The sequence below is a fragment of the Bradyrhizobium sp. sBnM-33 genome (assembly GCF_032917945.1).
GTDB lineage: Bacteria > Pseudomonadota > Alphaproteobacteria > Rhizobiales > Xanthobacteraceae > Bradyrhizobium.
Map to the genome: position 1 here is coordinate 6892205 of NZ_CP136624.1, position 19885 is coordinate 6912089.

Annotated in this window: 17 protein-coding genes and 1 pseudogene; 5 read left to right on the top strand and 13 right to left on the bottom strand. The window is 61.4% G+C overall.

The features are described 5' to 3' along the window. Positions 1 to 43: 43 nt before the first annotated feature. From RX328_RS32555 to RX328_RS32585, 7 genes are all read right to left on the bottom strand, one after another. The gene (locus tag RX328_RS32555) at positions 44 to 1396 is read right to left on the bottom strand and encodes a hypothetical protein (RefSeq protein ID WP_213253955.1); all 1353 of its coding nucleotides are present in this window, start codon (positions 1394 to 1396) and stop codon (positions 44 to 46) included. A 312-nt stretch (positions 1397 to 1708) separates the two neighbouring features. Then, a complete protein-coding gene (locus tag RX328_RS32560) occupies positions 1709 to 2827 on the bottom strand; it encodes a cobalamin-independent methionine synthase II family protein (RefSeq protein ID WP_213253920.1) in 1119 nt (372 codons plus the stop codon). Between the two features lie 18 nt (positions 2828 to 2845). Further along, positions 2846 to 3562 carry an ABC transporter ATP-binding protein gene (locus RX328_RS32565; RefSeq protein ID WP_213253919.1) on the bottom strand — a complete coding sequence of 239 codons (717 nt, stop codon included), beginning with the start codon at positions 3560 to 3562 and terminating at the stop codon, positions 2846 to 2848. Continuing rightward, entirely contained in the window at positions 3555 to 4307 is a 753-nt protein-coding gene (locus RX328_RS32570) for an ABC transporter ATP-binding protein (RefSeq protein ID WP_213253918.1), read from the bottom strand. The genes RX328_RS32565 and RX328_RS32570 overlap by 8 nt, the downstream gene beginning before the upstream one ends. Then, the gene (locus tag RX328_RS32575) at positions 4304 to 5335 is read right to left on the bottom strand and encodes a branched-chain amino acid ABC transporter permease (RefSeq protein ID WP_213253917.1); all 1032 of its coding nucleotides are present in this window, start codon (positions 5333 to 5335) and stop codon (positions 4304 to 4306) included. The genes RX328_RS32570 and RX328_RS32575 overlap by 4 nt, the downstream gene beginning before the upstream one ends. A 7-nt stretch (positions 5336 to 5342) precedes the next feature. After that, positions 5343 to 6212: a branched-chain amino acid ABC transporter permease gene (locus RX328_RS32580; RefSeq protein ID WP_213253916.1), complete on the bottom strand. Its 870-nt coding sequence runs from the start codon at positions 6210 to 6212 to the stop codon at positions 5343 to 5345. Positions 6213 to 6393: 181 nt separating this feature from the next. Then, positions 6394 to 7566, bottom strand: coding sequence for an ABC transporter substrate-binding protein (locus RX328_RS32585; protein ID WP_213253915.1), 1173 nt, complete (start codon positions 7564 to 7566; stop codon positions 6394 to 6396). 404 nt (positions 7567 to 7970) lie between these two features. Here RX328_RS32585 and RX328_RS32590 point away from each other — a divergent pair, with 404 nt between their 5' ends. Beyond that, positions 7971 to 8189: a hypothetical protein gene (locus RX328_RS32590; protein ID WP_213253914.1), complete on the top strand. Its 219-nt coding sequence runs from the start codon at positions 7971 to 7973 to the stop codon at positions 8187 to 8189. Here RX328_RS32590 and purU read toward each other — a convergent pair. Continuing rightward, entirely contained in the window at positions 8186 to 9049 is an 864-nt protein-coding gene (gene purU / locus RX328_RS32595) for a formyltetrahydrofolate deformylase (RefSeq protein WP_213253913.1), read from the bottom strand. The genes RX328_RS32590 and purU overlap by 4 nt on opposite strands. Before the next feature lie 144 nt (positions 9050 to 9193). On the opposite strand from purU, the gene RX328_RS32600 reads away from it, so the two are divergent. Then, positions 9194 to 10039, top strand: coding sequence for a uroporphyrinogen-III synthase (locus RX328_RS32600; RefSeq protein WP_213253912.1), 846 nt, complete (start codon positions 9194 to 9196; stop codon positions 10037 to 10039). Positions 10040 to 10470: 431 nt separating this feature from the next. On the opposite strand, the pseudogene RX328_RS32605 reads toward RX328_RS32600, so the two are convergent. After that, positions 10471 to 11837 (bottom strand): annotated as a pseudogene (locus tag RX328_RS32605) (transposase). 178 nt (positions 11838 to 12015) lie between these two features. Here RX328_RS32605 and RX328_RS32610 point away from each other — a divergent pair. The 3 genes from RX328_RS32610 to RX328_RS32620 all read left to right on the top strand — a co-directional run bounded on the left by RX328_RS32610 (position 12016) and on the right by RX328_RS32620 (position 14898). Next, positions 12016 to 13047 (top strand): IS110 family transposase, encoded by a 1032-nt coding sequence (locus RX328_RS32610; protein ID WP_317258540.1) that lies wholly within the window; start codon positions 12016 to 12018, stop codon positions 13045 to 13047. A 373-nt stretch (positions 13048 to 13420) separates the two neighbouring features. Next, the gene (locus tag RX328_RS32615) at positions 13421 to 13951 is read left to right on the top strand and encodes a dihydrofolate reductase family protein (RefSeq protein ID WP_213257601.1); all 531 of its coding nucleotides are present in this window, start codon (positions 13421 to 13423) and stop codon (positions 13949 to 13951) included. Between the two features lie 569 nt (positions 13952 to 14520). Further along, on the top strand, positions 14521 to 14898 hold the full coding sequence (locus tag RX328_RS32620; RefSeq protein WP_312018180.1) for an anthrone oxygenase family protein: 378 nt from the start codon (positions 14521 to 14523) through the stop codon (positions 14896 to 14898). A gap of 399 nt (positions 14899 to 15297) precedes the next feature. Here the strand turns inward: RX328_RS32620 and RX328_RS32625 are convergent, their stop codons facing one another. The 4 genes from RX328_RS32625 to gmd form a co-directional block, all read right to left on the bottom strand. Further along, positions 15298 to 16329 (bottom strand): IS110 family transposase, encoded by a 1032-nt coding sequence (locus RX328_RS32625; RefSeq protein ID WP_317258540.1) that lies wholly within the window; start codon positions 16327 to 16329, stop codon positions 15298 to 15300. A 354-nt stretch (positions 16330 to 16683) separates the two neighbouring features. After that, positions 16684 to 17661: a Bug family tripartite tricarboxylate transporter substrate binding protein gene (locus RX328_RS32630; RefSeq protein ID WP_213253081.1), complete on the bottom strand. Its 978-nt coding sequence runs from the start codon at positions 17659 to 17661 to the stop codon at positions 16684 to 16686. 154 nt (positions 17662 to 17815) lie between these two features. Next, positions 17816 to 18769 carry a GDP-L-fucose synthase family protein gene (locus tag RX328_RS32635; protein WP_283772389.1) on the bottom strand — a complete coding sequence of 318 codons (954 nt, stop codon included), beginning with the start codon at positions 18767 to 18769 and terminating at the stop codon, positions 17816 to 17818. Next, positions 18750 to 19835 carry a GDP-mannose 4,6-dehydratase gene (gene gmd, locus RX328_RS32640; RefSeq protein WP_213253080.1) on the bottom strand — a complete coding sequence of 362 codons (1086 nt, stop codon included), beginning with the start codon at positions 19833 to 19835 and terminating at the stop codon, positions 18750 to 18752. The genes RX328_RS32635 and gmd overlap by 20 nt, the downstream gene beginning before the upstream one ends. Between the last annotated feature and the right edge of the window lie 50 nt (positions 19836 to 19885).

Below are 19885 nucleotides of genomic sequence, written 5' to 3' on the forward strand. Positions count from 1 at the left end.
CCGCCGGATGCCGGCGGCTGTGTGTGTCGTGTATCCCGGAATGTCAGTCGCGCCGCCGCGAAATGACGTAGGATTCGTCGTAAAACCAAAGCCCATTATGCTTGCGCAGAACCTCTCTGGTGGCATCGAGGGCTCGGCTGTTTTCAGTCATTTCCGCCAACCGGTCGTCTTCGATCTGGGCGACATACACCGCCGCATTCCACGCTGCAAAGGCCGTCGAGGTTCCGATCGAGCCGGTGACCTCGTTGGGCAGCGCTTCCATATCATAACGGAAGATGGAACGGTTATCGGCGTAGGCATTAAAGTTAAGGTCCCGCCCGGCCGACCCCAGCTCGTATTTCACCGCGCGCAATAGCTCATGGCGGCTCACGGCGAAAGGATTTTCTCCCGGCCAGACCGACTGGATGATTTCCAGGCCCGGATCCTGCCCGTGGGAGTGAATTCCAATCAAACGGCCCCCCGCCCGAAGGGATCGGGCCAGCGGTGCAATGATCCGCTTGGCGCGGAAATTCACAGAGGATTTGGCCCGATAAGGTTGGGAAGCGATCACAAGATCGAAATTGGCCTCGGTTCGCCCGGCCCGTGGGATGATCGAATCAAGCAGGAACCGGTGGTCTTCCCGATACACGACCAGCGCCACCGGGCGTTCGTAGATCGGCATGCCCGATTTGGGGCTGATATTGGCCCGCCAGTTTTGTTCCAGAAACGGCCCAAGCTCTGCAATCTGGGCCTCGAACTCCCCCGACGAGGCCCCTCGCAGGGCGACCTCGTGCCAGATCATGCCCGCCGCGGCGGCAGGAGACGCCGGCGTCAGCCAGGGCGCCTCCGCGTAATGCATGTTGGTCAGGACGATGACAGTCGCCGGGTGCTCGAACAGCCGGTCCGGCACCTTGTCGAGCGTCAGCCGGACGTCCTCCAGGCTCAACTCCTTGCCGGCGATATAGAACGGCATATGAGGAAAACGGCCGTGCATCGAGCGCATCACCCGTGCGAGCACCGTGCCGTCTCCCACGCCCGCGTCGAAGACCCGCAGCGCCGGCGGCCGCGGATGCAGGCTGGACAGTTCCAGCGCCACCCGCTCCGCAATCACCCGCTTTTCGCTGCAGGTATGGACGAACAGCAGGTATTTCTGCCGGTTCTCGAAAAAGCGGAAATTGCCGCGGGGATCGCGCTTTTCCGGCGGCACTTCAAGGCCGCGCGGCGGCGGCAGCGCGCCGGTGGACGCCGCGATATAGGCCTGGATCCGGTCCAGCGTATCGATGGTGATGCGCTTGCCCTCGCGCAGCCGGTGCACCAGCTTGCCGTCGTTGACGACCCGGCGTCCGAACGTCGTCTCCGCCATATCGGCCTGGCGGCAGAATTCGGTGATCTGGCTGAGGATCTGGTCGTTTTTCATCGCGTAGGGTTGGGAAATTGCGGTGGGCAGCGCCAAGTGGCGGATCCATCCTACCACCTTCTGCCCACCGAAGGAATACCGAAACACCGTGGCCGGGTCATTTGGAACCAGCCACACTTGCCAGTCGTCGCCGCGACAAGGGCAAGCAGGTGCCGTGGTCGAATTCGTCGCTGCTCGAGGAGGTGTATTTGGCGGAGAAATGAGGGCGCGGGAGCCGGCCGTCATTCCGGGGCGATGCGCAGCATCGAACCCGGAATCTTGAGATTCCGGGTCTGGTGCTTACGCACCATCCCGGAATGACGACGGAGAGATTTACTTCCCCCACACCTCGTTGGCCACTTCCACCACGAGGCTCAACTTCGCCCACTGCTCCTCCTCGGAGAGGATGTTGCCTTCCTCGGTGGAAGCAAAGCCGCATTGCGGCGACACTGCGAGCTGGTCGAGCGGGGCGAACTTGGCGGCCTCCTCGAGGCGGCGCTTGATGTCGTCCTTCTTCTCGAGCTCGCCGAACTTGGAGGTGATGACGCCGACCACCACGACCTTGTTGCCCTTCGGCAGGTAACGCAGCGGCTCGAAGCCGCCGGCGCGATCGGAATCATATTCGAGGAAATAGCCGTCGTAATTGGTGCCGGCCAGCATGGTCTCGGCGACCGGCTCGTAGCCGCCGGACGAAATCCAGGTCGAGCGGAAATTGCCGCGGCAGACATGGGTGGTGATCACCATGTCGGCGGGCCGCTCGGCCAGCGCGTAGTTGATCACCCGTGCGTAGATTTCCTGCAGGCCGTCGGGGTTGTCGCCGCGATCGCGCGCTTTCTGCAATTCGTCCTGCGAGCAGAGATAGGCCCACACGGTGTCGTCGAACTGCAGGTAGCGGCAACCGGCGTCGTAGAACGCCTTCACCGCCTTGCGATAGGTCCTGCCGAGATCGAGGAAGAACTCCTCCAGATCAGGATAGACCTCCTTCGAGATCGACTTGCGGCCGCCGCGGAAATGCAGCACGGCCGGCGACGGGATCGTCATCTTTGGAGTAACATGCGCTCTGTCGGCATGCTTCTTCAGGAAGCGGAAGTGATCCAGCATCGGATGGTTGTCCGGGAAGTCGAGCTTGCCGATCACGCGGACGGCGTCGTGCCGGGTCTCGACGCCCGCGAACTGAATACCGGTTTCGGGGTGGAACAGTTCGCAGCCGGTGAGCTTGGCGAGGAAATCGAAGTGCCACCAGGAGCGGCGGAACTCGCCATCGGTCGCGAGCTTCAGCCCGATCGAGGCCTGCTTGTGCACGACCTTTTCGATCTCGAGATCTTCGGCCTTGCGCAGGTCCTCCGCCGTGATCTCGCCCTTCTCCAGCTTGGCGCGCGCTTCCTTGATGCGCGGCGGCCGCAACAGACTGCCGACCTCGTCGGCGCGGAACGGGGGCTTTGTTCTCTGCATGGTCTCAACTCCCATAATCTAGTGCGCGGCGGCTCCGGCGACGCCGAGATAGCGTTCAAGCACCGCGGGATCGGCCTTCAACGCGTGGCTTGCCGCATCATGCACGATCGCGCCGCGTTCCAATATCACAACCCGATCGGCCAGCCCCAGAATCTTTTGCGCATTCTGCTCGACGATAACAGAGCAGATGCCGCCGGCCCGGGTGATTGTGCCGAGCGCCCTTAAGAGTTCTTCAACGATGATCGGCGCCAGCCCCTCGGTCGGCTCGTCCAGCAGCAGCACCTTGGGATTGAGGGTCAGCGCGCGGCCGATCGCCAGCATCTGCTGCTCGCCGCCGGAGAGCTGGTTGCCGAAGTTGCTGCAGCGCTCCTTGAGCCGCGGAAACATCTCGTAGACCTTGTCCACCGTCCACGGACCAGGCTGGGCCACCGCGGTCATGTTTTCCTCGACCGTCAGCGAACGGAAGATATTGCGTTCCTGCGGCACCCAGCCAATCCCGGCCCGCGCCCGTTGGTCCGGGCGCATCGCGGTGATATCAAGCCCGCCGAGCGCAATGGTTCCGCCGAAACGGCGGGTAATACCGACGATCGAATTGATCAGCGTGGTCTTGCCGGTGCCGTTGCGCCCCAATAGCGCCAGCACCTGGCCCTCACCGAGCGTCAGCGACAGCGAGGGAAGCACGACGGCTTCGCCGTAGCCGGCGCGCAGGGCATCGATGGCGAGAAGCTCAGGCATGGGCCGCCTCGCCCAGATAGACCGCTTTCACTTGCGGATCCCGCGCCACTTCGTCCGGCGGTCCCTCCACCAGCATGGCGCCGTTGACCAGCACCGAGATCCGGTCAGCGAACGAAAATACCAGGTCCATGTCGTGCTCGATCAAAAGCACCGTGACGTCGCGCGGCAGGGCAGCGACCGCCGCCAGAATATCGTGGCGCTCGCTCTCGGGCACGCCGGCCGCCGGCTCGTCGAGCAGCAGCACGCGCGGTTTGGTCGCGATCGCGACCGCGATCTCGAGCAGGCGCTGCTTGCCATAGGGCAGCGTCGCTGTGCGCTCGTTCATCACGTCGAGCAAATGAAACCGTCCGAGCGTTTCCGCGACGTCGCGGTTGACGTCGTCGCGCGCACCCATCCGCCGCCACCAGTCGCCGCCGCGGCCGAGCCGCTCGGACACCGCGAGCCCCACGGTTTCGAGCGGGGTCAGGTCGGCATAGAGCTGGTTGATCTGGAAGGTGCGCGACAGCCCGCGCAGTACCCGCTTATGGACCGGCAGATCGGTGATGTCGCTACCTTCGAGCAGGATCCGTCCCGCATTGGGCTTGAGCACGCCGGTCAGCAGATTGATGACGGTGGTCTTGCCGGCACCGTTGGGCCCGATCAGGGCATGACGGGCGCCCTGCTCCACCTTCAGCGACAGGTCACGGGTGACCCGCAAGCCGCCGAAGGATTTTTCCAGCCCCCTGGTTTCCAGCACGATCGTCATGGCGCGTCGCTCTCGGGAACGGCAACGACGGCCTTGCGTCCGAAGACCTGGCGGATGACGAGGTTCGGCCCCCAAAGCACCCAGCGATGGATGCGCTCGCGGCCGACCAGCACCATCACAACCAGAACGAGCCCGATCCAGAACATCCAGTATTGCGGCGTAATGGTCTGAAACAGCTCCTGCAGCATCTTAAACACGACGGCGCCGATCAGCCCACCATAGAGATAGCCGGTGCCGCCGATCACCAGCACCAGCATCAGGTCGGCTGAGCGTTCGAACGCGAACACGTCGAGCGAGGTCAGCGCCGTGGTCTGGGTGAACAACGCCCCGGCAATGCCGGCGTAGAACGCGGCAATCGTATAGATCGCGATCAGGCGCCGGTTGACGGGCACGCCGATGGCCGACGCCCGCAGCGGATTGTTCTTGATCGCGCGCAGCGACAGGCCGAACGGCGAGTTCACGATCCGCCGCGCCAACAGAAACAGCAGGAACAGCACGATCAGCGAATAGAAGAACCCGGTCTTGCCGAACATATCGAACGCGAACAGGCCGAGGATCGGTTGCATCTCGATGCCCTGCAGCCCGTCGGTGCCGCCAGTGATATTAGAGAACCGTTCCGCCAGAGCTTCGAGCAACAGCGCGATACCGAGCGTCACCATCAGCCGCGTCAGGTCGACGCCGCGGATGACAAGGAAGCTGGTCAGGAAGCCGAGTACCATGGCGACGAGACCGGCGACCCCCAGTGCGATCACCGGTTCGTTGATGATGCCATGCAGGGCCAGCAATCCCGCCGAATAGGCGCCCACGCCAAAGAACGCGGCGTGCCCCAATGAGACGATGCCGGCGTAGCCGAGGATCAGATCGAGCGACAGCGTGAACAATGCCAGCCGCAAGATATCGGTCATGATCAGATAGCGGGACGGAAACAGGAACGCGCAGGACAAGGCAAGAATCCAGAACGCGATCTCGGCCGGGCGCCAGCGAGCGCGGGCGATGGCATGGGATGAAACGTCGGAAACTGCGGTCATCGGAGTCTCAGCGCGCGGCGGCGCGGCCGAACAGGCCGTTCGGACGCCAGATCAGGATAACGATCATGATGGTGTAGATGACGAACGGCCCCATCTTCGGCACGTAATATTTCCCGGCGACGTCGCCGATGCCGAGCAAAAGCGACGCCAGGAACGGCCCGGTGATGCTGGAGGAGCCGCCGACGGTGACCACGATCAAAAAGTAGATCATGAATTTTAGCGGGAAATACGGATCGAGCCCGAGGATCTCGGCGCTCAGCGCGCCGCCGAGGCCTGCAAGGCCACAACCAAACGCGAAAGTGAAGGCGAACACCTGGGGCACGTTGATGCCGAGGCCGCTGGCGGCGCGCGGATCGTCAACCGCCGCGCGCAGGCGGCTGCCGAAGCGGGTTTTCGCCAGGACCAATTGCAGCGCCACAGTAAGTAGGCCGCAGATCACGATGATCATCAGCCGGTAGCGGCCGATGCCCACGCCGAAGAAATCGAACTGCCCTTCGAGCGCCGCCGGCAGCTTGATGAAGATCCGCGACGATCCCATGATGTAATCGACCGCCGCCACCGACATGAAGGTGAGGCCGATGGTGAACAGCACCTGGTCGAGATGGCTGCGGGTGTAGAGGTGGCGGTAGAGCGTGCGCTCCAGCGCCACGCCTATCGCGGCGGCCGAAACAAAGGCGAGCGGAAGCGCTGCGAAGAACGGCCAGCCGGAATTATTGACCAGCACCGCGCAGATATAGCCGCCGGTCATGGCGAAGGCGCCATGGGCGAGATTAACGAAATTCATCAGCCCCAGCGTCACCGCCAGCCCGCAGGCGAGCACGAACAGCAGCATGCCGTAGGCGACACCGTCGAACAGGATGGTGAACAGCGTGGTCATGGAAGCGAACTTAAGCCAAGGCCTGAAGAGAAACTGACTGCTACGGCGTCATGGCCGGGCTTGGCCCGGCCATCCACGTCTTCCTCACCACCCGCTGCGAAGAAAGACGTGGATGCCCGGGTCAAGCCCGGGCATGACGTGGAGAGAGCGGGAGGTGCGCCCCGGAATGACGCGTTCCGCGTCACTTCTTCGTCTTGCCCGAATCCTTCACCGCCTCAAACGTCGCGAACTCGACGTTGTAGAGTTCGCCGTCGACCTTCTCGACTTTGCGGATGTAGATGTTCTGCACGATGTCGCGGGTTTCCGGATCGATCATGATCGGGCCGCGCGGGCTCTCCCACTTCATGCCCTTCATCGCCGCGATCAGCGCGTCGCCGTCAGTCTTGCCGCCGGTCTTCTTCAGCGCCTCGTAGATCAGGCGAATGCCGTCATAGCCGCCGACCGCCATGAAACCCGGGCGTTGGCCGAAAGCTTTCTTGTAGGCGGCGACGAATTCCTTGTTCGCGGCCGAGGGATGCGCCGCGGAATAGAGATGCGCCGTGACGGTGCCAAGCGCGGCGTCGCCCATGCCGTTGAGCAGGTCGTCGTCCATCACGTCGCCGGGGCCGATCACCTTGATGCCCGCCTTGTCGAGGCCGCGTTCGGCATACTGCTTCATGAAGTTGCCGCCTTGGCCTGCCGGCACGAACACGAACACGGCGTCCGGCTTGGAATCCTTCATGCGCTGCAAGAACGGAGCAAAATCAGGGTTTTGCAGCGGCACCTTCACCTCTTCCACGATCTCGCCACCACCGGCGGTGAAGTTCTGCTTGAAGAAGTTTAGAGCGTCGTTACCGGGCGCGTAGTCGGAGGTCAGGGTTGCGACCTTCTTGATGCCGTTCTTGGCGGCCCAGTCACCGATGATGGTGGAGGACTGCGCCAGCGTGAACGAAGTGCGCACGATATAGGGTGAGCGCTCGGTGATGATCGAAGTGCCCGCTGCCATCACGATTTGCGGAATCTTCGCCTGCGTCGCCAAGGGCGCTGCCGCAAGCGCTGCCGGCGTCACGCCAAAACCTGCGATGAAATTGACCTTCTCGTTGACGATCAGTTCCTGCGCCAAACGCTTGGTGTTGTCGGGAACCGCCGCGTCGTCCTTCAGGATGACTTCGATCTTCTTGCCGGCGACGGCATCGCCGTTCTGCTGCATGTAGAGCTTGACTGCGTTGTCGATCTGCTTGCCAGTCGATGCCTGGCCGCCGGTCATCGGCAGAATGAGACCGATCTTGACCGTCTCCTGGGCGTGGGCCGGCGCAAGCGCCAGCATCGCGGCGACCGAGCCTGCGGCCAGCAATATTTGACTGCGAATAGGCATGAGCATCTCTCCCCCTGATCGGCCTTGTGTCTCGAACCGAGTCCCCGGCCCTTGATCTAACCATAACCCAGATTTTTCCGCCGGGTAGCGCGGCAACATGGCGTCCTTGGCTGCCCTTTTGTCAATCGGACCATCGGCGTGTTGCGGCGAACAAGCCGCATAGCCGTAAAGGACGTGACGGTACTGATACGATCCGATATCGCTGCCCGAACCTGCCGCGATTGCCACTTATTTGTACGATTGTACAAATGAAATGGCCCTGTCAACAGAACGCTCTCGCCGGTTCCCCAAGGTAACGCCCCAAATCCATCATCCTTAAAGGGTTAAGGTTGTAGTCATCTGCCAATGCCGACCAGCGCGCGCCATATTGCTACGATCTCACCGTTGCCCTCGCGGGCTGCGGTTTGAGCGGCTGTGGGACCATCAACGAGAAGGTCGCAGCCGGCGTCAGCGATGCCATTCCGGCCTGGGCGGGCGGCTTGCCTGCCGACGCGCCGCCGCGCCCGGGAACCGCGAAGTATGACGAGTACATGCGGGAGCGCGAGCGAAAGCGCCTAATGCCGGCGTCCGAACGCAACAAGGAGACCAATCCGGCTCCCGCGTCCCAGGACGCGGCGCGCTAATCCATAAACACCACGGTCTTGCGGCCGCTAAGGATGACGCGGTCCTCGAGGTGATGGCGCATCGCGCGCGCCAGCACGCGGCGTTCGATGTCGCGGCCCTTGCGCGACAGATCTTCCGGCGTGTCGCGATGGCTGATGCGCTCGACGTCCTGGTCGATGATCGGGCCTTCGTCGAGGTCGCGCGTGACGTAGTGCGCGGTGGCGCCGATCAACTTGACGCCACGCTCATGGGCCTGGTGGTAGGGCCGCGCGCCCTTGAAGCCCGGCAGGAACGAGTGGTGGATGTTGATGCAGCGCCCCGATAGTTTTGCCGACATCTCGTCCGACAGGATCTGCATGTAGCGCGCCAGCACGACAAGGTCGGTCCCAGTCTCCTGAACCAGTTTCCAGACCGCCTCTTCCTGCTCGCGCCTGGTTTCCTTCGTCACCGGCAAATAATGGAACGGGATCTCGCCGAAATCGAGCGAGCTGTACGTCTCGCGCGGATGGTTGGAAACGATCGCGGTCGGGATCATCTCGAGTTCGCGGGTGCGCCAGCGATAGAGGATATCGACCAGGCAATGATCCGACTTGGAGACCAGCAGCATCACCCGGCGGCGGCCGGCGCGGTCGCGCATCTGCCACTCCATGCCGAAGCGGTCGGCGATCGCGGTGAAACCGGTCTGCAAGGCCTGCAGTTCGACCGCGAGATCGGCGGCGGTGAATACCACCCGCATGAAGAAATTCCCGGTCTGGACGTCGTCGAACTGCTGGGCGTCCAGAATGTTCTGACCGTTATGGGCCAGAAAAGTCGACACCGCGGAAACGATGCCGGGGCGATCCGGGCAGGACAGGGTCAGGACGAATTGATGATCGGGCATGGCGCGGACTTGGCTACAATTCAGGCAGAAGGGTGAAAACCTCGGGATTTGCGCCCTGCTCTATCACCGCCGACGCGCTTGCGCCAATCCGGAAACCGGAGTCAGGATGAACAAAGCGCGAAGCAAAAGCGTTGGAGCGAGATCATGGCTGACAGATTGAACGGTTACCGCATCCTGATCCTGGAAACGCGCGAAGAAGCGCAGTTTTCCCGCCTGCTCGCCGAGCAGGGCGCCGACGTGCTGCAATGTCCGATGTTCACCATCCACGATGCGCCGGACCCGGCGCCGATCGAAGCCTGGATCAGGAGGGCAATCGAAAAGCCCTTGGACGATTTGGTGCTGATGACGGGCGAAGGCCTGCGCCGGCTGATGAAGGTCGTCCGGCGCATCGGCGTCGAACAGGAATTCATTGCCGTCCTCGGCAACGCACGCAAATTCGCCCGTGGCCCCAAGCCGGGCAAGGCGCTGCGCGAAATCGGGCTGGAACCGCAGATGACGACGGAGAAGCCAACCTCCGAAGGCGTCGCCGAGATGCTGTCGCGGCTCGATCTCCGCGGCCATCGCCTCGGCCTGCAACTTTATCCGGACAAGGATCACAGCGTCCTCATCGGCGCGATCAAGGCGCAGGGGGCAGAAGTCGATACCGTGCTGCCTTACGTCTACGATGCGCAGGCTGCGGATGCCAACATCATCACCGCGATCGACGAGATGGCGGAAGGCCGCGTCGATGCGATCGCGCTGACCAATCTCGGCCAGATCCGCCGCCTGATGGAGGTCGCCCGCGCGCGAGGCTGCGAGGACCGGCTGCGCGACGGGCTCGACCACACGCCGATCGCTTCCGTCGGACCGGCGGTTTCGGATGAACTCAAATCCCACGGCCTGCGTACCGACATCTATCCGGCGGAGGATGCTTTCTTCATGAGGCCGCTGATCTCGGCGATGGCGGCAGCGCTTGGCAAGAATCCGCCCCGCGCGGTGGCGAGAAACTGAGACAAGTTCAACCACAGTCTGGATTACTTGCGACCGGCAAAACGTCCGCTTTGCCGCTGATAGTGTTGCAAAAGTCCGGAAAGGACGCGCGGCTAGTTTTCCGCGAAAGAACGAAATAAGCGACAATCGCCGGTCAATGTAGCCTCAGACCCGTTGTCAGAATCGCCGGTGAGTTTAGCGCCCGACAGAGTGGTACCCCATGTTATTATTCGATCGTCGCGCCTATGGTTCTAAGAATTTGAGTCGCATGCCGCAAAAAGACTTTTGCAACACTATCCCGCTGAAAGCGGACATTGCGCGCTAATCTCCGCATGTCCGCGACGTGCCGATTTCGTTGTAAAAGTCGGCTGTGACTGATGATGTCGTTCGGCTAGTTCATTTGGGGCGATGGGGTTTGCCCCCGACCCGACGCTCTCCACGCAACTTTTACGCTACGCAATACACAGAGCCTGAACGGGTGGCGGTCGCGCCATTAGCGAAGCGAGCCGTCGGAGGTTCTGGGCGATGGCAGCCAGAACAAATTCGTCCTGGGCGCCCCGTGGACCACGCAATCGAAGCCGGCCGAGCTTCAGAATGCGCTTCAAGTGCGCGAACCGCATCTCGATCTTCTTCTCATGTCGCGACTGCTCAAAGCTCTCGGTGCCGGCGAGCGATCGGGCAACGTCTCGGGCGTGTTCATGGATGTCGCGCGGGATCTTGCGTGATGGTTCTTTTGGGCAGCACTGGGGTTTGAGCGGGCATATATCGCAATCGAGCTTGCTGGCACGATACAGAAGCGTCTTGCCCTCATGCATGGTGCCACTCGTGCCAAGCCGCTTCCCGCCTGGGCGGTGGTAAACGTCGCTCGTCGGATCATATCGAAAGTCGCTGCGCGAGAGGGTGCCGTCGTCCCGCTTCGACTTGTCGAACACGGGAATATGGGGCACGATGCCTTTCTCCTCGACCAGCCAGTTCAGCATTGGAGCTGCCCCGTAAGCGGTATCTCCGACAAGCCGCTCCGGCTTAAGGCCGAAGCGCTCTTCTGTCCGCTCGATCATGGTCTTTGCCGCACCGACCTCGGCCTGCCGAATGGCGCGGGACGCCTCGACGTCGACGATGACGCCGAACTTCACATCGATGAGATAGTTGTCGGAATAAGCGAAGAATGCCGGTCCCTTGTGCGCCCCGGTCCACTGCGCCGCAGGATCGGATGGCGAGACAAACTTCGGGACAATCTCGCTGGCGGCGCCCCACGCCGTCTCGTCAAGGGTCGCCAGATACTCCTTCACCGCGCGGCTGGACCTCGCCGGCTCACGATCCTTGCGCCAATCCTGACCTGCGATCGAGCGCTGCTTGTTGGCATCGGCCTGGATCAAGCTCGAATCGACGGCAAAGCCTTCGCCGCCAACCAGACCGGCCGCGATGCCGCCTCGACGACCCGCTCGAACATGTGGCGGAACACATCTCCATCGCGGAAGCGCTCGTTGCGGGCGCGCGAAAATGCCGAACGATCCGGGATAGCGTCCTCGATACCGAGCTTGCAGAACCAGCGATAGGCCAAGTTCACCTGCACTTCACGGCAGATCAACCGCTCCGAGCGGATCGCAAACACATACCCCACGACCAGCATCCGGATCATCAGTTCCGGATCGATCGACGGGCGACCCATCGACGAATAGTGAGGTGCAAGTTCGCTGCGAAGCCAGGAGAGATCGAGGGCAGCATCGATCTTTCGTACCAGGTGATCCTCGGGCACCGCGTCGCCAAGACGAAACTCGTAGAACAGTTGACCTTGGTCACTCTTCAGACGGCCCATCATGGATCGACCTCGCCGAGATTCGCGTCACCGTAACGGAATCATGGTTCGCGGCCTGCCTCAACCGACTTTTGCAACATGGGGTAATTCCGGGATCGAGCCAGACAAAAGGCAAAGGAATCAGCTCTCCAGGAACGTAAGGGGCCAGCTTCATGTGGCCTCGCAACGATGGAGAGCGGCAATGGAATACTATGTCGGACTGGACGTATCGTTGAAGCAGACATCGATCTGCGTGGTCGATCAGACGGGGTCGGTCGTGCGAGAGGGCGTGGTCGATTCAGATCCTGAGGCGATCTCAGTTTACGTGAGGTCAAAAGCGCCGGATGCAGTACGCATCGGCCTCGAGACCGGCCCAACGTCCACCTGGCTGTGGACCGAACTTAAGCAGCTTGGCCTACCGGTGATCTGTATCGACGCGCGCCATGCCAAGGCCGTGCTCAAGATGCAGATCAACAAAAGCGACCGCAACGATGCTATCGGGATCGCCCGCATCATGCAGACCGGCTGGTTCAAAGAGGTGCACGTCAAGGATATCGACAGCCATTCGGTCAGGGCGCTGCTGGCGAGTCGGGCGCTGCTGGTCAAGATCAAGCGCGATCTTGAGAACCATGTTCGCGGCCTTCTCAAGAACCTCGGTCTTGTCATCGGCCGCGCCACGTTCAATGTCTTCGCCGTACGAACCGAGGAGTTGATCGAGGGCCGTCCTGAGCTGATAGCTGCGATCAGACCGCTGCTCGAAGCGCGCAATGCCGTTGGGCAGCAGGTTAGCGAGCTTGACCGCAAGGTTATGAAACTGGCCCGCCATGATGCGCAGGTCCGCCGATTTATGACGATGCCTGGGATCGGTCCGATCACCGCGCTCGCCTTCAAGGCAACGATTGACGATCCGGCACGGTTTGCGCGATCGAGAAGCGTAGGTGCTTATGTCGGGCTAACCAGTAGACGCCACGCCTCCGGAGAGCTCGATTGGTCAGGTCGCATCTCGAAGTGCGGCGACGCGATGCTACGAAGTTACCTGTTTGAAGCAGCCGGGGTTCTGCTGACGCGCGTCCCGAAGTGGTCCGCCGTGAAGGCTTGGGGGGTTAGGCTCGTCAAGCGCAACGGACTCCGCAAGGCAAAGGTCGCAGTCGCGCGTAAGCTCGCGGTCATTCTGCATCGCATGTGGATCGACGGAACCGAGTTCAACTGGTCGAAAAAGGAAATTGCTGCCTAGCGAGGGCATTACAGAGTTTCTGCCAAACGGCGGGAAAAGACGTCCCAGCCGGGACGATGGCGATGGTGAGTTCGACAGATTTGGTGCGAGCGTCGGAAAGGACGACCGCGATTGCAACATTGAACCGCCAACGTCACCTTACGCCATCATGCGGAGGGTTCACCCCTACCGCGGAGAGAACAGTGGGCCCGGCAAGGATGATCGTGGAGAGCTTGACACCCAGACCCGGAATTAGAGAACAAAATCTGCCAAAAGCCGACGTCTGGTTATTGGTTGCACCGGTAAAGCGGCGCGCAAATTGTGTCCAATCTCACTTCTGTCCAACGTCGGCTCAAGCTATTCTGAAGAGCCTCTAGGGTGGAGATTTTGTAGTATGGCGAAGCTAGTCTTTGGAATGAACCAGTCTCTGGACGGCTACGTCGACCATCAGGAATTTGCGCCAGGTCCCGCGCTCTTTCGTCACTTCATTGAGCAAGTGCGCGGCCTGATGGGCAGTGTGTACGGCCGCTGCATGTACGAGGTCATGCGCTATTGGGACGAAGACCATCCTGAGTGGACCCCAGAGGAACGCGACTTCGTGGCGGCGTGGCGGTGCCAACCGAAGTGGGTCGTGTCGCGCTCGTTGAAGTCAGTCGGCCCCAACGCCACTCTTGTCGAGGATGACTTCGAGGCGGTGATACGTGGGCTGAAGGCTCAGCTCGTTGGGGAGATTGAAGTTTCCGGACCAGACCTAGCACGAAGCCTAACCGACCTTGGTCTTATTGATGAGTATCGACTTTACCTCCATCCAGTTGTACTTGGTCGCGGCAAGCCATTCTTCGCAGGCCCCCGGCCGCCGCTCCGCCTTGTGACCAGCAATCTACTTGGCGAGGACGTGATTAGGTTGACGTACGTTCCTGCTTAACCAGGCGACTTGCTCGAGGGACTGCGCCGACGCGTCAGGTCCGCTTTGGGTCGATTGTGTCGCAAAAGTCGTTTTGCCGAAGATGTCAAAAATTCTGAGGGCCGCAGGCGCGATTTTCGTGTAGAGATCTGAGGGACCTCAACGCCTCACGCTAAACTCATAGGCGACTTCGGTAACGCGACTGAGGTTGTCCGAATCGTCGATCGCTTCGCGTTTTAAGGTTTCACCAAAAATTCGGACTGATGCAACTTTCGACTTTTGCAACAATATCGGCCAGACTCGGACATCGTACCTAGTTGGGTGATGTCCGCGCTGCTCTCAAGAACGGACATTGTAAGGTCGCTCGTTCATGTGACAAAGGTCACGCGCTCAGCGGATGATTTTTTGCTTGGGGGTTGCATTGGTTTTAGAGACCGCCCTGGGGGAGGCTGCAATGCCTGGATTGCTCTTAGCGCTGTCGATCGCGTCAATTGTCTTTTGCGGCGCGATTTTCGGATTCTTCTATGCCTGGGTATGCTCGACGATGTCGGGGACTCGATCAGGCGGATCCCCGTGTCGCAATCGCCGCCATGAAGGCGATGAATGCCTCAGTGCGCAACGCGGTGTTCTTTCCCGCATTCTTCCTGACACCGGTAGTTCTGGTTCTCACGGCGGCCGCAATGCGCTTTGCCGGTCAGAGTTTGGCTGCGTTCTGGTACTTGGCCGCGGCTGCGGTCTATATGGTTTTCGGCCTTTTCCTCACAATGGCTGTGAACGTTCCCATGAACGAGGCGTTGGCGGTGACGCCTATTCCGGCAGACATTGAAGCCGCGCGGGAGATTTGGGAAAGCTATTCAGGGCGATGGCAGTTCTGGAATCAAGTGCGAACGATCGCTTCAGGCATCGCTTTGACTTTCGCCGCTTTCGGATTGACGATATCGCGACCGACCGTCGCAGAGAATGTATGACAGCAAAGCTCGATCTGTCACCTTCGCCCAAGTTGCAGAAGAATAGACTGGCTTAGCCAGCGGCCCAATGCTCTGACCGGGACTCCTCACCGAATGTCCGTTGCGGGTCGCGCGGACATCACAACGTGGCTGATCCGCGTCTGCTTGCCTCCGGATTGTGTTCTCTAATTCCGGGTCTGGGTGTCAAGCTCTCCACGATCATCCTTGCCGGGCCCACTGTTCTCTCCGCGGTAGGGGTGAACCCTCCGCATGATGGCGTAAGGTGACGTTGGCGGTTCAATGTTGCAATCGCGGTCGTCCTTTCCGACGCTCGCACCAAATCTGTCGAACTCACCATCGCCATCGTCCCGGCTGGGACGTCTTTTCCCGCCGTTTGGCAGAAACTCTGTAATGCCCTCGCTAGGCAGCAATTTCCTTTTTCGACCAGTTGAACTCGGTTCCGTCGATCCACATGCGATGCAGAATGACCGCGAGCTTACGCGCGACTGCGACCTTTGCCTTGCGGAGTCCGTTGCGCTTGACGAGCCTAACCCCCCAAGCCTTCACGGCGGACCACTTCGGGACGCGCGTCAGCAGAACCCCGGCTGCTTCAAACAGGTAACTTCGTAGCATCGCGTCGCCGCACTTCGAGATGCGACCTGACCAATCGAGCTCTCCGGAGGCGTGGCGTCTACTGGTTAGCCCGACATAAGCACCTACGCTTCTCGATCGCGCAAACCGTGCCGGATCGTCAATCGTTGCCTTGAAGGCGAGCGCGGTGATCGGACCGATCCCAGGCATCGTCATAAATCGGCGGACCTGCGCATCATGGCGGGCCAGTTTCATAACCTTGCGGTCAAGCTCGCTAACCTGCTGCCCAACGGCATTGCGCGCTTCGAGCAGCGGTCTGATCGCAGCTATCAGCTCAGGACGGCCCTCGATCAACTCCTCGGTTCGTACGGCGAAGACATTGAACGTGGCGCGGCCGATGACAAGACCGAGGTTCTTGAGAAGGCCGCGAACATGGTTCTCAAGATCGCGCTTGATCTTGACCAGCAGCGCCCGACTCGCCAGCAGCGCCCTGACCGAATGGCTGTCGATATCCTTGACGTGCACCTCTTTGAACCAGCCGGTCTGCATGATGCGGGCGATCCCGATAGCATCGTTGCGGTCGCTTTTGTTGATCTGCATCTTGAGCACGGCCTTGGCATGGCGCGCGTCAATACAGATCACCGGTAGGCCAAGCTGCTTAAGTTCGGTCCACAGCCAGGTGGACGTTGGGCCGGTCTCGAGGCCGATGCGTACTGCATCCGGCGCTTTTGACCTCACGTAAACTGAGATCGCCTCAGGATCTGAATCGACCACGCCCTCTCGCACGACCGACCCCGTCTGATCGACCACGCAGATCGATGTCTGCTTCAACGATACGTCCAGTCCGACATAGTATTCCATTGCCGCTCTCCATCGTTGCGAGGCCACATGAGGCTGGCCTCTTACGTTCCTGGAGAGCTGATTCCTTTGCCTTTTGTCTGGCTCGATCCCGGAATTACCCCATGTTGCAAAAGTCGTTTTGCCGAAGGTGTCAAAAATTCTGAGGGCCGCAGGCGCGATTTTCGTGTAGAGATCTGAGGGACCTCATCGCCTCATGCTAAACTAATAGGCGACTTCGGTAACGCGATTGAGGTTATCCGAATCGTCGATCGCCTCGCGTTTTAAGGTTTCACCAAAAATTCGGACTGATGCAACTTTCGGCTTTTGCAACAGTATCCTCCGGCGAGCAGACATTGCTGGTTTAACTCGCCGGTCCTAATCCACCTTGGCGCCGGCGAACTTGACCACCTTGCCCCATTTCTCGGTTTCATCAGCCACCAGCTTGCCGAAATCGGCGGGCGAGCCCGGCAGCAGGATGGCGCCGATCTCGGCAAACCGGGCCTTCACCTTGGGATCCGCGAGGATTTCGTTCACCGCCTTGTTGAGCGTGCCGACGATTTCCGGCGGCGTGCCCTTTGGCGCTGCGAGGCCGTACCAGGCGCTCGCCTCATAGCCCGGCAGGTAATCTGCGACCAGCGGCAGGTCCGGCAGCACGTCCGAGCGCGTCGTGCTGGTGACCGCAAGCCCGCGCAGCTTGCCGGATTTGACGTGCTCGGCGCAGGTCGGAAGATTGTCGAACATCACATGCATCTGGCCGGAGAGCATGTCGGTGAGCGCCGGCGCGCCGCCACGGTATGGCACGTGCTGCATGTTGATGCCGGTCAGCATCTTGAACAGCTCGCCCGACATGTGGATCGTCGATCCGTTGCCTGACGATGCCATGTTGAGCTTGCCCGGATTGGCTTTGGCGTAGGCGATCAGCTCGGGAATCGACTTGATCGGCAACGAGGGATGCACCACCACGACATTGGGAAAGCGAATGATGCCGGCGATCGGCTCCATCTCCTTCATGAAATCGAAGGGCAGCTTATCGTAGAGGGTGGCGTTGATGGCGTTGGCCGGGGCCACCAGAAGCAGCGTGTAGCCGTCGGGGGTGGCGCGCAGCACCTGCTCCGTGGCGATGTTGGTGCCGCCGCCCGGCCGGTTCTCGATGACGAGGGATTGCCCGAGCTTTTCCGAGAGCCATTGCCCCATCAGGCGCGACGTGAGGTCCGCCGAGCCGCCGGGCGTATAGCCGATCACGATGCGGACCGGCCGCGATGGATACGCCTGCGCACTTGCGATGCTTGAGGTGGCGGGGAGCGCGGCTGCGCCGGCTACGAGCTGCAAGAATTGGCGACGTTGATATTTCATTATGCTTCCTCCGACAACACGCGGCGATGGCTCTTTGCGGCCGCTCGGCGCGTGCATCCTAGAGCATGATCAGGAAAATTGGGTACCGATTTTCGTCGGGGAGGAGCAAATGCTTTCGCATCAACGCGAGCTGACGGGGCTTTCGTTCGGCGAGCTAGACGCTCGCCGCGTGCTCGCTGAGGAACGCCTGATAGGCGAGCCGGATGCCGTGCTCAAGCTTCGTGCTGGCGCGCCAGCCGAGTTTGGCCAGCCGGCTGACATCGAGCAGTTTTCGCGGGGTGCCGTCCGGGCGCGAGGCATCAAAACCGATCTCGCCGGCATAGCCGACGGTCGCCGCGACCATGCGGGCGAATTCGGCGATCGTGATGTCCTCGCCGGTGCCGATATTGACCAGTTCGCTATCCGAATAGGTCTTCATCAAATGAATGCAGGCATCCGCGAGGTCGTCGACATAGAGGAATTCGCGCCGCGGCGTGCCGGTGCCCCAGACCACGACCTCTCTGGCGCCGGCAACCTTGGCTTCGTGAAAGCGGCGGATCAACGCGGCGACGACGTGGCTGTATTCGGGGTGATAATTGTCGCCGCGGCCGTAGAGATTGGTCGGCATCACGTTGATGAAGTCGGCGCCGTACTGGCTGCGATAGGCTTCCACCATCTTGATGCCGGCGATCTTGGCGATTGCATAGGGCTCGTTGGTCGGCTCCAGCGGCCCCGTCAGCATCGAGTCCTCGCGCAAAGGCTGCGGCGCCAGTTTGGGATAGATGCAGGAGGAGCCCAGAAACATCAGCTTCTCGGCGCCGTGGACATGCGCGGCATGGATCACGTTCGAAGCAATCGCCAGATTGTCGTAGAGGAATTCGGCACGCAGCGTGCTGTTGGCGACGATGCCGCCGACCTTGGCCGCGGCGAGAAACACCACCTGCGGACGTTTGGCGGCGAACCAGCGGTTGACCGCGGCCTGATCGCGCAGGTCGACCTCGCTGCGCGGCGTCGTCAGCAGTTCGACCTGTTCCGCCGCCAGCCGGCGCACCAGCGCGGCACCGACCATGCCGCGGTGCCCGGCGACGTAGACCGTCTTGCCCGTCAACTCAAACGGCAGGCTTGCCATTGGCGACCTCCCGCTTCGCTTCTGCCAGATCGTTCGCGACCATCTCCTTGACCAGTTGGGTGACCGACGTCTTCGGCTTCCAGCCGAGTTTTTCGCGCGCCTTGCTGGCATCCCCGACCAGAAGATCGACTTCGGTCGGCCGGAAATAGTCGGGATCGATGCGGACCACGATCTTGCCGGATTTGGCGTCGACGCCGGTCTCGTCAACACCCTTACCGCGCCATTCGATGCGGCGGCCGACCTCGGCGAACGCCAGCTCGACGAACTCGCGCACCGAACGGGTCTCGCCGGTCGCCAGCACGAAATCGTCGGGGGCGTCGGCCTGCAGGATCTTGTGCATGCCCTCGATATAGTCCCGCGCATGGCCCCAGTCGCGCTTGGCCTCGAGGTTGCCGAGATAGAGCGCCTCGTCGAGGCCAACCTCGATGCGGGCGACGCTGCGGGTGATCTTGCGGGTGACAAAGGTCTCGCCGCGGATCGGGCTCTCATGGTTGAACAGGATGCCGTTACTGGCAAACATGCCGTAGGCCTCGCGGTAATTCACCGTGATCCAGTAGCCGTACAGTTTGGCGACGCCGTAAGGCGAGCGCGGGTAGAACGGCGTGGTCTCCTTCTGCGGCACCTCCTGGACCAGGCCGTAGAGCTCGGACGTCGAGGCCTGATAGAACCGCGTCTCCTTCTCCATGCCGAGAATGCGGATCGCCTCCAAGAGCCGCAGCACGCCGATGGCGTCGGCGTTGGCGGTATATTCCGGGCTTTCGAAGCTGACGCCGACATGGCTCTGGGCGGCGAGGTTGTAGATCTCGGTCGGCCGGATCTGCTGCATCAGCCGGATCAGGTTGGTCGAGTCGGTCATGTCGCCGTAATGCAGCAGGAACGGCACGTTGCGGGAATGTGGGTCCTGGTAGAGGTGATCGATCCGCGCGGTGTTGAACGAGGACGACCGCCGCTTGATGCCGTGGACGGTGTAGCCGAGGCCGAGCAGATATTCGGCCAAGTAGGCGCCGTCCTGGCCGGTGACGCCGGTGATCAGCGCCACGCGCCGCTGTGAATCCTGAGCCGCCATGTCTTCTCCAAACCCGCTCGTCGCGCAGGCCATAGCATTCGACCTCCGCC

Bases quoted from the DNA above. Each gene is read 5' to 3' on its own strand.
- RX328_RS32570 (WP_213253918.1), bottom strand. From the start codon at position 4,307: ATGACGATCGTGCTGGAAACCAGGGGGCTGGAAAAATCCTTCGGCGGC.
- RX328_RS32580 (WP_213253916.1), bottom strand. From the start codon at position 6,212: ATGACCACGCTGTTCACCATCCTGTTCGACGGTGTCGCCTACGGCATG.
- RX328_RS32600 (WP_213253912.1), top strand. From the start codon at position 9,194: ATGGCTGACAGATTGAACGGTTACCGCATCCTGATCCTGGAAACGCGC.
- RX328_RS32565 (WP_213253919.1), bottom strand. From the start codon at position 3,562: ATGCCTGAGCTTCTCGCCATCGATGCCCTGCGCGCCGGCTACGGCGAA.
- RX328_RS32555 (WP_213253955.1), bottom strand. From the start codon at position 1,396: ATGAAAAACGACCAGATCCTCAGCCAGATCACCGAATTCTGCCGCCAG.
- RX328_RS32560 (WP_213253920.1), bottom strand. From the start codon at position 2,827: ATGCAGAGAACAAAGCCCCCGTTCCGCGCCGACGAGGTCGGCAGTCTG.
- RX328_RS32585 (WP_213253915.1), bottom strand. From the start codon at position 7,566: ATGCCTATTCGCAGTCAAATATTGCTGGCCGCAGGCTCGGTCGCCGCG.
- RX328_RS32630 (WP_213253081.1), bottom strand. From the start codon at position 17,661: ATGAAATATCAACGTCGCCAATTCTTGCAGCTCGTAGCCGGCGCAGCC.
- RX328_RS32575 (WP_213253917.1), bottom strand. From the start codon at position 5,335: ATGACCGCAGTTTCCGACGTTTCATCCCATGCCATCGCCCGCGCTCGC.
- RX328_RS32620 (WP_312018180.1), top strand. From the start codon at position 14,521: ATGAAGGCGATGAATGCCTCAGTGCGCAACGCGGTGTTCTTTCCCGCA.
- RX328_RS32625 (WP_317258540.1), bottom strand. From the start codon at position 16,329: ATGGAATACTATGTCGGACTGGACGTATCGTTGAAGCAGACATCGATC.
- purU (WP_213253913.1), bottom strand. From the start codon at position 9,049: ATGCCCGATCATCAATTCGTCCTGACCCTGTCCTGCCCGGATCGCCCC.
- gmd (WP_213253080.1), bottom strand. From the start codon at position 19,835: ATGGCGGCTCAGGATTCACAGCGGCGCGTGGCGCTGATCACCGGCGTC.
- RX328_RS32615 (WP_213257601.1), top strand. From the start codon at position 13,421: ATGGCGAAGCTAGTCTTTGGAATGAACCAGTCTCTGGACGGCTACGTC.
- RX328_RS32610 (WP_317258540.1), top strand. From the start codon at position 12,016: ATGGAATACTATGTCGGACTGGACGTATCGTTGAAGCAGACATCGATC.
- RX328_RS32635 (WP_283772389.1), bottom strand. From the start codon at position 18,769: ATGGCAAGCCTGCCGTTTGAGTTGACGGGCAAGACGGTCTACGTCGCC.